At 61.8% G+C, this 15,202-nt stretch carries 13 protein-coding genes; 12 read left to right on the forward strand and 1 reads right to left on the reverse strand.

The genetic code is table 11. The annotated features are described in order from the left end of the window. The first annotated feature begins 4 nt into the window (after positions 1-4). The 12 genes from AB7008_RS20700 (at position 5) to AB7008_RS20755 (ending at position 14,240) form a co-directional block, all read left to right on the forward strand. Positions 5-955, forward strand: coding sequence for an ABC transporter permease (locus tag AB7008_RS20700; protein ID WP_027544590.1), 951 nt, complete (start codon positions 5-7; stop codon positions 953-955). Positions 956-993: 38 nt separating this feature from the next. Continuing rightward, on the forward strand, positions 994-1,872 hold the full coding sequence (locus tag AB7008_RS20705) for an ABC transporter permease (RefSeq protein ID WP_027544589.1): 879 nt from the start codon (positions 994-996) through the stop codon (positions 1,870-1,872). A 54-nt stretch (positions 1,873-1,926) separates the two neighbouring features. After that, entirely contained in the window at positions 1,927-3,237 is a 1,311-nt protein-coding gene (locus AB7008_RS20710) for an NAD(P)/FAD-dependent oxidoreductase (protein ID WP_038958348.1), read from the forward strand. 59 nt (positions 3,238-3,296) lie between these two features. Next, the gene (thrC, locus tag AB7008_RS20715) at positions 3,297-4,718 is read left to right on the forward strand and encodes a threonine synthase (RefSeq protein WP_038958347.1); all 1,422 of its coding nucleotides are present in this window, start codon (positions 3,297-3,299) and stop codon (positions 4,716-4,718) included. A 32-nt stretch (positions 4,719-4,750) separates the two neighbouring features. Further along, positions 4,751-5,701 (forward strand): homoserine kinase, encoded by a 951-nt coding sequence (locus tag AB7008_RS20720; protein WP_441259445.1) that lies wholly within the window; start codon positions 4,751-4,753, stop codon positions 5,699-5,701. Positions 5,702-5,735: 34 nt separating this feature from the next. Then, complete coding sequence (locus AB7008_RS20725) at positions 5,736-6,938, forward strand: glycine C-acetyltransferase (protein WP_038958344.1); 1,203 nt, start codon at positions 5,736-5,738, stop codon at positions 6,936-6,938. A gap of 19 nt (positions 6,939-6,957) precedes the next feature. Continuing rightward, a complete protein-coding gene (gene tdh, locus AB7008_RS20730) occupies positions 6,958-7,986 on the forward strand; it encodes an L-threonine 3-dehydrogenase (protein WP_441259446.1) in 1,029 nt (342 codons plus the stop codon). A 215-nt stretch (positions 7,987-8,201) separates the two neighbouring features. After that, positions 8,202-9,074 carry a GNAT family N-acetyltransferase gene (locus AB7008_RS20735; RefSeq protein WP_038958342.1) on the forward strand — a complete coding sequence of 291 codons (873 nt, stop codon included), beginning with the start codon at positions 8,202-8,204 and terminating at the stop codon, positions 9,072-9,074. A 12-nt stretch (positions 9,075-9,086) separates the two neighbouring features. Further along, a complete protein-coding gene (locus AB7008_RS20740; protein ID WP_212102046.1) occupies positions 9,087-10,280 on the forward strand; it encodes an alanine racemase in 1,194 nt (397 codons plus the stop codon). A 39-nt stretch (positions 10,281-10,319) separates the two neighbouring features. Then, entirely contained in the window at positions 10,320-11,783 is a 1,464-nt protein-coding gene (locus AB7008_RS20745; protein ID WP_038958340.1) for an aldehyde dehydrogenase family protein, read from the forward strand. Beyond that, complete coding sequence (locus AB7008_RS20750; RefSeq protein ID WP_244436886.1) at positions 11,780-12,832, forward strand: phosphotransferase enzyme family protein; 1,053 nt, start codon at positions 11,780-11,782, stop codon at positions 12,830-12,832. The genes AB7008_RS20745 and AB7008_RS20750 overlap by 4 nt, the downstream gene beginning before the upstream one ends. Positions 12,833-12,911: 79 nt before the next feature. Then, the gene (locus tag AB7008_RS20755) at positions 12,912-14,240 is read left to right on the forward strand and encodes an aspartate aminotransferase family protein (protein ID WP_038958338.1); all 1,329 of its coding nucleotides are present in this window, start codon (positions 12,912-12,914) and stop codon (positions 14,238-14,240) included. A 42-nt stretch (positions 14,241-14,282) separates the two neighbouring features. Here the strand turns inward: AB7008_RS20755 and AB7008_RS20760 are convergent, their stop codons facing one another. After that, a complete protein-coding gene (locus tag AB7008_RS20760; RefSeq protein ID WP_248882529.1) occupies positions 14,283-15,140 on the reverse strand; it encodes a LysR family transcriptional regulator in 858 nt (285 codons plus the stop codon). Positions 15,141-15,202: the final 62 nt, after the last annotated feature.

Below are 15,202 nucleotides of genomic sequence, written 5' to 3' on the forward strand. Positions count from 1 at the left end.
TCCAATGTCCGGGTTCCTGCTCAATCGTTTCTCGCAGAGCATCGTGCTGCTGGTGATCGTCTCGATCATCGGCTTTACGGTTCTCAACCTCATGCCGGGTGGTCCTCTGGCGCAGTTCGGGCTCGATCCGGGCATGACGCAGAAGGACGTGGAGCGGCTCGCAGCGCAGCTCGGGTTGAACCGGCCGCTATGGATCCAGTATCTCGATTGGGCCTGGCGGCTGCTCCAGGGCGATTGGGGACACTCGTTCCGCGACGGCTCCTCGGTGCTGGCGGTGATTGGTCGGCACCTGCTGGCGACGCTGCTGCTCATGGGGACATCCACCGCATTTGCGATCGCGGTCGGTGCCTGGATCGGAATCCGAGGCGCCACCCACCGCTATTCCCTGTTTGACTACTGCGCGACCGTCGGCGCCATGGTCGCCTTGTCGGTCCCGACTTTCTGGTTCGGTCTCATCGGCATCTATATCTTCACCCTGAAGCTCGGGTGGGTTCCTGCAGGCAACATGTACACGATCGGCGACGGCTCGGTGCTGGACTATCTGCACCACCTGATTTTGCCGAGCCTGGTGCTGTCGCTGGTTCATGTCGCGGTCTGGAGCCGCTACATGCGGACGGCGACGCTGGATGCGCTAAGTCAGGATTTCGTCAAGACCGCGCGCGCCAAGGGCGTCAGCGAGCGCCGCATCCTGCTGAAGCATGTCGTCGGCAACGCATTGCTACCGATGATCACGCTGGCAGGAATGCAGCTGCCCAGCATTCTGACCGGCGCATTGGTTACGGAGACGATCTTTACGTGGCCCGGAATGGGCCGGCTGTTTCTCGATAGTCTCGGTTACAGTGACTATCCGGTCGTGATGGGGCTGTTGATCTTCTCGGCCATCCTGGTCGTGCTGGGCAATCTGATCGCAGACATCGTGATCGCCACCGTCGATCCGCGCATTCGCCTGGCCTGAGCCTGCGGACTCACGACAGACTAGAGGAGCTAGCAGATATGACCGCCATCGTAGCCGACGCAGCTCCGACCCGCTGGTGGCACAGCCGCGCGGTCTATCGCTTCATGCGACATCATCTGGCGCTCATCGGGATCGCGATGATCACCCTGCTCGTGCTGGCGTGCGCCATTGGGCCCTATGCTCTGCCCTACGACTCGCTCCACATCGACCTGCGTGCCCGCTTTGCTCCGCCGCTCACCGGTCAGCATTACCTCGGCACGGATCCGTTGGGGCGTGATCTGGCTGTGCGGCTGTTGATGGCCGGGCGGGTTTCGCTGCTGGTGGGATTCTCGGCAATGTTGCTGTCAACACTCATCGGAACACTCGTCGGCGTGACGGCCGGCTATCGCGGCGGCTGGGTCGGGGCGGCGCTGATGCGCATGGTGGACGGCTTCCTCTCTTATCCCTCGATCTTCCTCGTGCTGGCGCTGGCCGCGACGCTGCGGCCGAGTCCGGTGATGATTACCGTGATCATTGCCGTCACGAGCTGGATGGAGACTGCGCGCATCGTCGAGGCCGAGGTCCGCTCGCTGCGCGAGCGCGAGTTTGTCCAGGCGGCGCGTATGGTGGGACTGAGCCGAGGGCATATCATGTTCCGCGAGGTCCTGCCCAATGCGATGGGCCCGATCATCGTCGCCGCAAGCCTCGCGGTCGCCCGCGCGATCCTTCTTGAAGCCTATATCAGCTTCCTGGGCTACGGCATCCAGCCGCCGCTGCCGAGCTGGGGCAACATGCTCAATGGCGCGCAGCAATATCTGGCGAGCGCTCCGTGGCTTGCGATCATTCCCGGTGCCGCGATCACGATCGCCGTGACGAGCTTCAACTTCATCGGCGATGGCTTGCGAGATGCCCTCGACGTGCGGAACGACAATTTTTGATCAATGTGAACCAAGCCGCGGCTGAACATAGATGTCATAAGAGAAGCAAACGCCATGCATGCGCCGAGGGTTGACGAGAAGGCGACGCCCTATTGGTGGGAGGCCGCCCCGCTCAAACCGCTGCCTCGACAGCCACTGTCCAAGAAACTCGACGTGCTGATCGTGGGCGCGGGCTATGCCGGACTCTCGGCTGGTCTGGTGCTGGCGCGCGAAGGACGCTCCGTCGCGGCGTTCGATGCAGTGGATCCGGGAGAGGGAGCTTCTACGCGCAACGGCGGCATCACCAGCGGATCCATTCGGCCGGATTTCGCGACGCTTACGCGGCGGTTCGGGGAGGACCGGGCGCTGGCGATCGAGGCCGAAGGCAAGAGCGCGCGCGAATTCCTGTACGATTTCATCAAGACGGAAGGACTTGCCTGCGACTTCCAGCCGGTGGGACAGTTCAAGGGGGCATTCGGCTATGAACAATACGAATCCATGGCGCGGACCGCGGAGAGGCTCGCGAAGAGGCTGGGGATCGAGGCTTACACAGTGCCCTATGCCGAGCAGCGAAAGTACATCGGCACGGATGTCTATCGCGGCGGCACGGTTCGGATGGACATCGGCGGACTGCATCCGGCCAAATTCCACGCCGAGCTCCTGCGGGTCGCGCTCGCTTCCGGATTGACAGTCCACGCGCGGACGCCCGTGATCTCGATCGAAAGAGATAGCGCCGGATTCCGCGTCGTCACTTCGGCCGGCTCGGTGCAGGCACGTCAGGTGCTGGTCTGCACGAACGGTTATACCGATGCTGCCGTGCCTTTCCTGCGCCGCAGGCTGGTGCCGGTTCGCAGCCGGATCATTGCGACCGAGGAGCTTGCGCCCGAGGTCATGGCGCGGCTGATGCCGAAACGGATGATGATTATCGAAAATCGGGAGGTTGGCTTCTATTACCGGCCTTCGCCGGACGGCAAACGCATTCTGCTCGGTGGCCGCGACAGTTCCCGCGTCGGCGATCCCGTGGCTCCAAAGCTGCTTCTGCGCAAGGGCCTGGTCAATCTGTTTCCGGAACTGGAGAGCGTTCGCCTCTCGCACAGCTGGTTCGGCAATGTCGCAATGAACCGCGACATGATTCCCCGCATCTTCGAGAAGGACAATGTCGTCTACGCTACTGGCTTCTGCGGCTCTGGCGTGGTCTGGGCGCCATGGGTCGGTATGCACGCGGCCCACAAGCTGATGGGGCATGAGGAGCGGGCACGCACGGCCTTTGACTTCCGCCCTCCGACCTTCATCCCGTTCTATCGAGGCAATCCCTGGTTCATGCCTGCCTTCATCCAAAGCTATCGCATGCGTGATCGCATTGCGCTGTGGCGTGCCAGCCGCTGAGGGCCAGCAGCATATCGTCCAAATTAGGGGCGCCGCCGCCTCTCGAAAGAAAAGAATCGATGCACTACGTCTCCACACGCGGCCATTCGGGCCGCAAGCAGTTCTCTGAGACCTTGCTTGAAGGCCTCGCCGAGGATGGCGGGCTGTACATACCCCAGACCTACCCTCGTGTGGATGACGCGACGCTGGATGCGTGGCGTACCTTGTCCTACCCGAGCCTGGCTTTCGAGGTTCTGTCGCTCTACATCAGCGATATCCCGCCCGCTGACCTGAAAGCCATTTGCGAGAGGACCTATACGCCGGAGGTCTTTGGAAGCTCGAAGATCGCGCCGCTGCGAAAGCTGGAGAACGGCCTTTACCTCCAGGGCTTGTCGAACGGTCCGACGCTGGCGTTCAAGGACATGGCCATGCAGTTGCTCGGCAATCTGCTCGAGTACGAACTGGCGCGCCGGCATGAGGAGTTGAACATTCTGGGCGCGACCAGCGGCGACACCGGCAGCGCTGCAGAATACGCCATGCGTGGCAAGAAGGGGGTGCGTGTCTTCATGCTGTCACCCCGCGCGCGGATGAGCGCATTTCAGCAAGCTCAGATGTTCAGCCTCCAGGATGACAATATCCACAACATCGCCATCGATGGTGTGTTCGATGACTGCCAGGACATCGTCAAGCGCGTGTCCGGCGATCTGGAATTCAAGCAGCGATACAAGATCGGCGCGGTGAATTCGATCAACTGGGCGAGGCTGCTGGCGCAGGTCGTCTATTACTTTTATGGGTATCTGCAGGCGACCGAGCCGCAGTCGGCGGGTGCAAGCTTTGCCGTGCCATCAGGAAACTTCGGAAACATCTGCGCCGGTCACGTCGGGCGCATGATGGGCCTTCCAATATCCCGCCTCGTCCTTGCGACCAACGAGAACGACGTGCTTGACGAGTTTTTCCGCACCGGCGTGTATCGCGTTCGAAGCCGGGCCGACACGCTTGAAACATCGAGCCCCTCGATGGATATTTCCAAGGCCTCCAATCTCGAGCGTTTCGTGTTCGACCTGCTCGGTCGCGACGCCAGTCGGACCAAACTACTGTTTGAAGATCAACTCAGGGAACGCGGGGCGTTCGATCTAAGCGGAGATCCCTGCTTCGCCGACGCGGCAACGCGTTTCGGCTTTCGGAGCGGCAGGAGCACCCATGCCGATCGGCTGGCGACGATCCGTGACACGTGGGAGCGCTATGACACTATGATCGACCCCCACACTGCAGATGGTGTGACGGTCGCGCGTGTGCACGGCTCCCCCGAGGAGCCGATGATCGTGCTCGAAACTGCGCTGCCAATCAAATTCGCCGCGACGATCAGGGAAGCGTTAGGCCGCGATCCGGATCGCCCGCAACGTTTCGATGGCATCGAAGATTTGCCGAAACGGGTCAGAGTCCTTCCGGCAAATGCAGAGGCGGTCAAGAACTACATCGCCGACGTCGTGCAGGGCAGCTGAACAGACGAGTCCGGACCGGGAGCTGCTGCACGATGGCCGTTTTTACCGAGTTGTCGTTCGACGAGGTTGCTGCGTTATTTCGAGCGCTGGGTCTTGGCGCGCCGCTTGCCGTTCGCGGCGTCACCAGTGGAATTGAGAACACGAACTATTTCGTCGAAACGGATGGCGCAAGGTATGTGCTCACCTTGTTTGAGCGTCTCACATTCGAGCAATTGCCTTTTTACCTGCACTTGATGAAGCATCTCGCGGTTCGAGGCATGCCCGTCCCGGATCCGGTTGATGATGCACATGGCGTTATCCTTCACTCTCTGAGGGAGCGGCCCGCCGTGGTTGTCAACAGGCTTCCTGGTGCAAGCGCGGCAGAACCTACCGCCGCCCATTGCAGTTCCGTCGGGGAGTGCCTTGCGCGCCTGCACTTGGCCGGGAGTGATTACCCACGACGCCAAGCCAATCCGCGCGGTCTTCAATGGTGGAACGAGGTCGTGTCGGTGCTCGGCCGCCGCGTATCTGCCGGACCGCGCTCGCTGCTCTCGACTGAATTGGCCTTTCACAACGAGCTCGCTTTGTCCTCGACCTACAGGCAACTCCCCAGGGGGCCGATCCACGCCGATCTGTTTCGCGACAACGTGTTGTTCGAGAGGGGGCGCCTGTCCGGCGTCATTGATTTCTATTTCGCCGGATGCGACACGTTTCTGTTCGATATAGCGGTGTGCCTCAACGACTGGTGTGTCGATGGCCTCACCCACCGCGCCAATGTCGAGCGAGCCGCCGCTTTCCTGGGTGCTTATGAGAGCGTCCGGCCGCTGACTTCCTCCGAACACAAGCTGCTTCCTGCGATGCAGCGCGCTGCGGCATTCCGGTTTTGGCTGTCGCGCCTGTGGGATGTGCACCTGCCTCGGCAGGCTGCGCTCCTCAAGCCACATGATCCCAGCCACTTCGAGCGAATCTTACTCATGCTCCGGGGAGAGTTCGCATTATCATGATCGTCCAATTTGCAGCAGCGAGGATGGCGGTACGATGGCGCCGACCCTAGAAGGCCGAATTCGCGAGCTTCTGTCGCAGATGCAGGCGGAGGGCCTCTACAAGCATGAGCGGATGATCACTGGCGCGCAGGCGGGCCGGATCCGCGTCGTTTCGAAGTCCTCCGAGCGCGAGCTCGTCAACCTTTGCGCCAACAACTATCTGGGCCTCGCCGATCATCCTGAAGTCATCGCAGCCGCCAAGCGGGGCCTGGATGAGTTCGGGTTTGGCATGGCATCCGTGCGATTCATCTGCGGTACGCAAACCCTGCACCGCGAACTCGAGCGCACGATCGCTCGCTATCTGGGCAAGGATGACGCTATCCTGTTCGCGGCCTGCTTCGACGCCAATGGCGGGGTCTTCGAACCGCTTCTAGAGACCGACGACGCCGTCATTTCTGATTCTCTCAATCACGCTTCCATTATCGACGGCGTGCGTCTTTGCAAGGCGAGGCGCTACCGCTTTGCCAACGGCGACATGAACGAGCTCGAGGATCGGCTCAAGGAGGCAGACAGGGACGGAGCCCGGTTCAAATTGATCGCCACGGACGGCGTGTTCTCGATGGACGGATACGTGGCCAGGCTCCCCGCCATTTGCGCCTTGGCCGAGAGGTACGGCGCCGCCGTCATGGTCGACGACTGCCATGCCACCGGTCATATCGGCGAAGCCGGCCGCGGCACGCCGACGCTAACAGGCACAAACCGGCAGGTCGACATCGTCACGGGAACGCTCGGCAAGAGCCTCGGTGGCGCGATGGGCGGCTTTGTTGCGGCGTCCCAACCAATTGTTGATCTGCTTCGACAGCGAGCGCGTCCGTATCTCTTCTCCAACAGCCTTGCTCCGGCAGTGGCGGCGGGATCCATCAAGGCGATCCAGATCGCGGAAACAGCCGACGACCGACGGCAGATTCTTGCTGCGCATATGCGGCGCTTTCGGTCGGGCTTGGAAAAGGCGGGATTCGAGCTGCTCGCGGGAGAGACGCCAATCATCCCAGTCATGCTGCACGACGCGCGCCTGGCGCAGGATATAGCATCCGCGCTGGATGAGCGCGGCATCTACGTCGCCGCGTTCTTCTTTCCCGTCGTCCCCAAAGGAAAGGCGCGGATCAGGACACAGATGTCCGCCGCCCTGAGCGAAAAGGACGTTGAATTGGCCGTCGACGCTTTCGCCGACGCCGGCAAAGCGCTTGGCGTGATTTGATGATTACAAAGGTGCTCTCATGAAAGCTCTTGTCAAAGCAACCGCCGAACCCGGGCTCTGGCTCGACGAACGGGGGATCCCGCAGATCGGACCGGACGACGTTCTCATCAAGATCAAAAAGACCGGGATCTGCGGCACGGATATCCATATCTACGCTTGGGATGAGTGGGCGCAGCGGACCGTCCCTGTCCCGATGGTCGTCGGCCATGAGTATGCAGGCGAGATCGCGGAGGTGGGCGCGAACGTCACGAAGTTCGCGATTGGGCAGCGGGTTTCGGGTGAGGGCCATGTTGTCGGCATGAGCAGCCGCGCTGCGCGGGGAGGGCGGTTTCACCTGGATCCTGGAACCAAGGGGATCGGTGTCAATATTCCCGGAGCTTTTGCCGAATATCTGCGTTTGCCCGCCTTCAATGTCGTGCCGCTCCCGGACGCGATCGATGACGAGATCGGGGCCATCCTCGATCCGCTCGGCAACGCCGTCCACACAACGTTGTCGTTCGACCTCGTCGGAGAGGATGTGCTCATCACTGGAGCAGGCCCCATCGGCATCATGAGCGCGGCCGTTGCCAGGCATGTCGGTGCGCGGCACGTCGTGATTACCGACGTCAATCCGCATCGTTTGGCATTGGCATCTGATGTCACGGACGTCGTTCCCGTCGACGTGAGCAAGGAAGATCTGCGGTCCGTGGCGCAGCGCCTCGGCATGAAGGAAGGGTTCGATGTCGGGCTTGAGATGAGCGGTGCGCCGGCCGCGTTCGACCAAATGGTCGAAAATCTGGTGATGGGCGGCAAGATCGCCATGCTTGGTATCCCTGCTCGGCCTGCGACGGTCGACTGGACCAAGCTTGTCTTCAAGATGCTCACCGTCAAGGGAATCTACGGGCGGGAGATGTTTGAGACCTGGCACAAAATGCTCGCGATGCTTGAGAGCGGTCTCGACATCCGGAAAATCATAACGCATCGCCTGCCGGTGATAGAGTTCAAGGCCGGATTTGAGATCATGCGCACTGGCAACTGCGGCAAGATCGTCCTGGATTGGAAGGCGTGAATACGCCCTTCGAGAGTGCGCCTGCTGCGGGACGGCAGATTGATCCTGCTGCCGCGCCATCAATGAAATTCTATGCCGAACTTTGCACCAGTCCGGCCGCGTAATGCTGTCGGACCCAAGTTACGCTGCGAACTGCGCGGGGATCATGAGATGGCCTCACGCTGCCACACGCTGGCGATTAGGCCGGCAACCCGAGCAAGAGACGTTGACCGATCATGACAGCCGCAGCTTATCCAGTCGGGCATCGTGACAATGAGGACGTGGCCCTGCTTCCGTTCTCCAGAGCGCATCTGGAAGGCGCCCTGAAACTCTCGCAGGAGATGTCTTGGCCGTATCGGATCGAGGATTGGGACGTCGCGCTTCAGTTGGGTCATGGCTTTGTTCTTGAGCGCGCTGGGACGGTGATCGGGACCGCGGCTTGGTGGCCGTACGGCGAGACTCATGCATCCGCCGGCATGATCATCGTTGCGAAGGCCGCTCAGGGCCGTGGCTATGGGGCCCGGCTCATGGATGCGTTGCTGACGTCCGCGCGCCCGCGGGCCATCGCGCTGAATTCGACGGCGGAAGGCATCACGCTGTATCGCCGCCGCGGCTTTGTGCCGACCGGGATCATCCATCAGCATCAGGGCATTCCGCGCCAGAGCCACGAGACCCCGCGATCGGGTCTCGTCAGGCCGATGGCCGCATCGGAGTTCGGGGCGATCGCGCGGCTCGACCGCAATGCTACGGGGTTGGAGCGGCGGCAGTTGCTGAATCGTCTGTTCGATAGCGGTGACTGTTATGTCCTGCCGCGTGACGGCGTACTTTGCGGCTACGCCATCTCTCGGCTCTTCGGCCGCGGGCATGTCATCGGCCCCGTGGTGGCCGAGAACTCGACCGATGCGCGCGCGCTGATCGAATTCGCGATCGCGCGGCTCGGGCCTGTCTTCGTGCGGATCGATACTGCGGCCTCCTCGCAGCTCGGGGAATGGCTCGAAAGCATCGGCCTGCAGCAGGTCAGTGATGCCACCACCATGGTGCTGGGGACGCCGGCTCCATCGACTGGACCGGCCCGCATTTTTGGGCTCGCCAACCAGTCGTTCGGCTGAGAGGACACCGGGATGTTGCGCGTGGAGATGGACAGGACGGATATCCCAAATGCCGGTCCGGGCGAGACGGCCGCAACGATTAATGCGCTGGCAACACCGGCGCTCCTGCTCGACAAGGACCGGCTGGATGGCAATCTCGCGCGCCTCTCCTCTCGTATGGCTCGGCAAGGCGTCGTGCTGCGTCCCCATATGAAGACGGCGAAATCCATTGACGTTGCCCGACGCGTCTATCCATCGGGGGTGGGACCGATCACGGTCTCAACCTTGGCGGAGGCGGACTACTTCGCGCAGCATGGATTTCGGGACATCACCTATGCCGTGGGTCTGGCTCCCCACACAGCTGAAAGAGCGATGCGCCTGCGGAAAGCAGGCATCGATATCAAGGTGCTGCTCGATTCGCCGGAGCAGGCGATCATCCTCGGCGCGGCCGCTCGTGCCGCCGGCGTGGCGCCGTCTGCTTTCATTGAGATCGACTGCGACGGCCACCGTGGCGGGCTGACCGCCGGGGATCCCAAGCTCATCGCCGTCGCGGCCGCCTTGGCCGAGGCCGGCGTCAAGCTCGCCGGCATTCTCACCCATGCCGGCGAATCCTACGGCCTCAGCACGCCCGCGGGCCTGGTCGCGGCTGCGGAAAACGAGCGCGCCTTGGCGGTCGCCGCCGCAACGACGTTGCGGGCGGCCGGCCACGAATGCCCTGTCGTCAGCGTCGGTTCGACGCCGACCGCCCATTTTGCCGAGGACCTGACCGGCGTCACGGAAATGCGCGCCGGCGTCTACATGTTCTTCGATCTGGTGATGCACGGTGTCGGTGTCTGCACGACTGACGATATCGCGATCTCGTTGCTCGCCACCGTGATCGGCACGAAGCCAGAGAAGGGCTGGATCCTGGTCGATGCAGGCTGGATGGCGCTGTCGCGCGACCGCGGCACCGCGGCACAGCGGGTCGACCAGGGATACGGTCTGGTCTGCGACGTGGCCGGCAAGATCTATCCCGACCTGATCGTTTCGCAAGCGAGCCAGGAGCACGGCATCCTCTCGATCAGGCCCGGCTCGGCGCAGGCTTTGCTCGACCTTCCGATCGGCGCGAAGGTCAGAATTCTTCCCAATCATGCCTGTGCAACGGCGTCGCAACACGAACTGTACAACGTCGTCTCCGCCGGCAGCGACGCGATCGAAGCACGATGGCCACGGATACGCGGCTGGTAGGCTGCTCGCCGCCTATTACCGGATCAAGGATCGGTTCCAATGACCTCGCCCCTTCGACACCTGACGGAAGCCGGCTTCCCCGGAAAATTCTACATCGACGGAGAATGGCGGAAGCCGATCGGATCAGTCGCGGCAGCAGCAACCGTCGTCAATCCGGCGACGGAGCAACCGATTGCTGAGGTCGCGCTCGGCGATGACGATGATGTGGACTGCGCCATCGCAGCCGCAAGACGAGCCTTCGCCGGCTGGTCCACGACGCCGCCTGCTGAGAGAGCGGCACTGCTCGACCGGATTCACGCTTTGCTGCTGCAGCGGCTGGAACTGTTCGCGCAGGCGCTTACGTGCGAGATGGGAGCTGCCATCACCTATGCGCGTCGCGCCCAGGTGCCGCTGGCCGCCGAACATATCCGCGTCGCACGCGACAATCTCGCGAACTATCAGTTCGTCACCCCACGCGGCAGCACCGCGATCATGCGAGAGGCGATTGGGGTCTGCGGTCTCATCACCCCCTGGAACTGGCCTCTCTACCAGATCACCGCCAAGGTCGGCCCCGCGCTCGCGGCCGGTTGCACGGTGGTGTTGAAGCCGAGCGAATTATCGCCGCTGAGTGCCTTGCTATTCGCTGAGGTAATGGACGATGCCGGTTGTCCGCCCGGCGTCTTCAACCTCGTCAATGGGACAGGTCCGATCGTTGGCGCCGGTCTGGCGTCGCATCCGCTGGTCGACATGATCTCGATCACCGGCTCGACCCGGGCCGGTGTTTTGGTCGCGCAGGCCGCGGCGCCCACCGTCAAGCGCGTCGCCCAGGAGCTCGGCGGCAAGTCGCCGAACATTATTTTGCCGGATGCCGATCTGAGCCGCGCTGTTCCGCTCGGCGTCGGCGCCGCCTTCCGCAATCTCGGCCAATCCTGCAGCGCACCGACGCGCATGCTTGTGTCCCGCTCACAAATGGAGGAGGTCGAGATCCTGGCGGCGGCGGCCGCTTCTGAATTGGTGGTCGGCGATCCCCTTGCGGAAAGCACGACCCATGGTCCTATTGCCAACCGGCCGCAGTTCGAGCGCGTGCAGACCATGATCAGTGTCGGTCTGAAGGAAGGCGCGAAGCTCGTCATCGGCGGGCCGGGGCGGCCCGGCGACCTTCAGATTGGCCTCTATGCGCGGCCGACGATCTTCTCGAACGTCCGTCGCGACATGAGGATCGCGCAGGAGGAGATTTTCGGCCCGGTGCTGTCGATCATTCCGTACGACACCGTGGACGAGGCGATCGCGATCGCCAACGAAACCGTTTACGGCCTCGGCGCCCACGTGCAAGGCACTGATTTGGAGACGGTGCGCGCAGTCGCCCATCAGATCCAGTCGGGTCAGGTCCATCTCAACCACCCCGACTGGGACCCCAACGCACCTTTCGGCGGATACAAGCGGTCCGGCAACGGCCGGGAATACGGCCGTGAGGGCATGGAGGAGTATCTCGAGACCAAGGCTGTTCTAGGATTTTATCGATGAAGGCCGCCGCAAAGTCTGCTGAAACCTACTTTCGCGCGGCTGCCGCAGCCCTGGCTATGCGGTCCGACTCCTCCGGACCGGACATGTCGGTGGCACTGCTGAAGCGTCACTACGGAGTGACCGGATCAATCGCCACGTTGTCCTCCGAGGTTGAGCGCACCATTGAAGTCGGCATCCCGGACGGCGGGCGCTGCATCCTGAAGACGTCGACCAGACCGGAGGCGGTCGACAGCTTCCGTTTCCAAACCTCGGCCCTGGCAGGCTTGCAGGGGGCTGCGGGCTTCGTCGCACCCACAGTGCTGCGCACGCGTAGCGGCGAACTGATGTTTGGAGAAGAGCAGACATGCGGGTACCTGCAGACCCGGATGGAGGGCATTCCGCTGCACCAGGTGGTGCCCACTCCCGAGCTGCTTTTTCGGACTGGTCGCGCCCTCGCTCAGCTTGATTTAGCGCTTGCGCAAGTCAACGTGCTTGCAGCCCATCGGCCCATTCTTTGGCATGTCGGGTGCTGGTCGCGGCTGATGGAACTGGAGCAGTACCTACCAAGCGGGAGCGTTGCCGATAGGGTTCGCGCCGCCATGGCGGAGTATCTGGAGTTTGTTGAGCCGCAAATCTCAAATGTCGTCTGGCAGGTCACTCATAACGATCCCAGTCCATTCAATATGATTGTGACTGGCCAGGGACTGGGCTTCATCGATTTTGGTGATGGCTGCTGGAGCCCCAGGATCCAGGATCTGGCGATTGCAGCAAGTCACGTCGTGTCAGATCCGACTCTTCCTCTGGGTGGCGCCGAACATCTCATTGCCGGCTATGCCTCCATCATTGCGCTTTCAAGGCTGGAAACAAGACTCCTCGTCGGACTGATGCGAGCGCGACAAAGTGCATTGATCCTGGTCAACTACTGGCGCGCCCACCTTTTTCCGGCCGACGCCCACTACATCAAGAAGAACGTCGCGCGTGCCGAGCACGGCCTTTCTATCCTGGAGCCTCTTGATGTCGCGTTCGGCGAGGCGGCAGTCCTGGCGGCAGTATCGTCGTCCTTGCCGTAACGCCGCTTAAGTTCGCTCGAGCGACAGGGGCGTAAAATTGCGAAGTAACCGCGGTACTCTTTCAAACAGGCAGCAGCACATGTCGACAGATCTCATGCCCAACCGCTACAGACCAGGCGAATCAAACCTTCCTAGCCGCGAATCCGAGCTCATTGCTCGTCGTGACAAAGTTCTGGGCGCTTCTTATCGGCTCCAGTACCGCCGGCCCGTGCACTTCGTTCGCGGCGAAGGTATGTGGCTGTACGATCCGGACGGACGGCCCCATCTCGACTTCTACAATAACGTGCCGTGCCTCGGCCATTGCCGCCCGGAAGTAAACGCTGCAATGGCTGAACAGGCGGGCCGAATAAGCGCCAATACGCGCTATCTCGAGCCAAAGCTTGTCGACTATGCCGAGCGGCTCGTCGGGACTTTCCCGCACGAGCTCGACCGCGTGGTGTTTACCTGCACGGGGAGTGAATCCAACGATCTGGCGCTTCGCATTGCGCGATGTGCGAGCGGCAATGAAGGCGTGATCGTTTCCACCTATGCCTATCACGGCACGAGTGCTGCGACCGCCGCGGTTTCGCCGAACCTGGGTGACGCAGTCGAACTCAGCCCATTCGTGCGGATGGTGTCCCTACCCGGGCCGGCGGGCATACCGGCAGCCCAGGCTGCGGAGTTTTTCGAGACACAGATTCGTTCAGCCATGATGGATTTGAGCCGTCGTGGCATGGGCGTTGCGGCCCTGCTCATCGACAGTATTTTTTCCAGCGATGGCGTATGGGCAGATCCTCCTGGATTCATCGCGAGCGGAGTTGCGTCGGTGCAGGAGGCTGGTGGTCTCGTCATTGCCGACGAAGTTCAACCAGGCTTCGGACGAACTGGCGCCTGTATGTGGGGCTTCGAGCGCCACGGGATCGTTCCGGATCTTGTTACCCTCGGCAAGCCGATGGGCAACGGATTTCCGATTGGCGCTGTCGTTGGTCGCAGAGCATGGATGGACCAATTTGGTGCCACGTCTCGCTACTCGAACACGTTCGCTGGAAACACAGTCGGGATAGCAACAGCGAACGCCGTGCTAACGATCCTGCAGCGCGACCAAATCCCGCAAAAGGCGCTTGCGATGAGCCAGCGCCTCCGCGCCGGACTGGAGAAGCTTGCAAAGCAACGACATGAGGTTCGCGCGATCAGAAATGCCGGTCTCTTCTTTGGCATCGACATAGGATCTGAGGGCAGCCCGGCGGCACACCGTCGTGCGATGGCTTTGGACCTGGTCAACGCAATGCGCGATGACGGCGTGCTTATCAGCACGACCGGGGCCAATGAAGATACGCTCAAAGTGCGCCCTCCGCTCATTTGCCAAGCCGAGCACGTTGACCTCTTCCTAGCAAGCATGGAGCGGGCGCTCATCAAGATCGCAGGCTAGATCGCAGACGTCATCGGGGCTGGACTATCAAACCCGATGCCATCACGCTTTAAACGAAATTTGCACCTGTTCTTGCAGCCATTGAGCAAGATGGCGTGCTGCCCCCGACAGTTCAGGTTCTCCTGTCCAGATGAGCCCGTAGTGGCTTTCGTCGGGATCGAAGCCGGCAGGTGCGGTGAGTCGCCCTCTATCAATATCGTCGGTTACGAGGACCCACGGGCTGAGGGCAACACCTAGCCCGGCGGATGCGGCTTCAACGATCAAGAAGTGGTGGTCGTAGAAGCGAATTTCTGTGGGCCGCCGCACTGACGGATGGGTGGAAAGCCACCGCGACCAAGCGTCCGGCCGGGTCTTTGAACCCAAAGCGATGTACTCCCCCGACGCAAACGCCGGCGCGAGTTGTGGGCTCACGACCGGTCCCACCTTTTCAGGAAAAAGACGCTGGACATGCCAGGCGTCCGGAAGCGCAAAGTCGAGCCGGCGAATGGCGAGATCGATCCGATCGCGGCGAAATTCGACGGGCCCGCCGCCAACCGACAAATGCAGAGCGATATCGGGATGGGCAGCCTGAAAGCTTGCAAGCCTCGGAATAAGCCAGCGCATGGCGACCGAGGGCTCGCATGAGAGAACAAGCGCATTCTGCCGAGCGTTGGCAGCACGCAAGCTCTCAACGGTTGTCGCCAGCTCGGTGAAGAACCTGCCGAGTGTGAGGTTGAGCACCTCTCCAGCAGCCGTGAGGCGCAAGCCACGTCCGCTCTTTTCGAAGAGTTTGAAGCCCAGGTCTTCCGATAGCTTGGTGATACGGCGGCTCACGGCCCCGTGGGTCAACGCAAGGCTGTCGGCGGCAAAGCGTACCGAGCCGAGGCGCGCAGTGGTCTCGAACGCACGCAGGTCGTCCAAGGAAGGTATTTCTGATCGTTTCATTGGTGATATGCTATCACCAATCAGGCCCAAAATTGATC

Source organism: Bradyrhizobium sp. 521_C7_N1_3, from assembly GCF_052075975.1.
Classification (GTDB): Bacteria; Pseudomonadota; Alphaproteobacteria; order Rhizobiales; family Xanthobacteraceae; genus Bradyrhizobium; species Bradyrhizobium japonicum.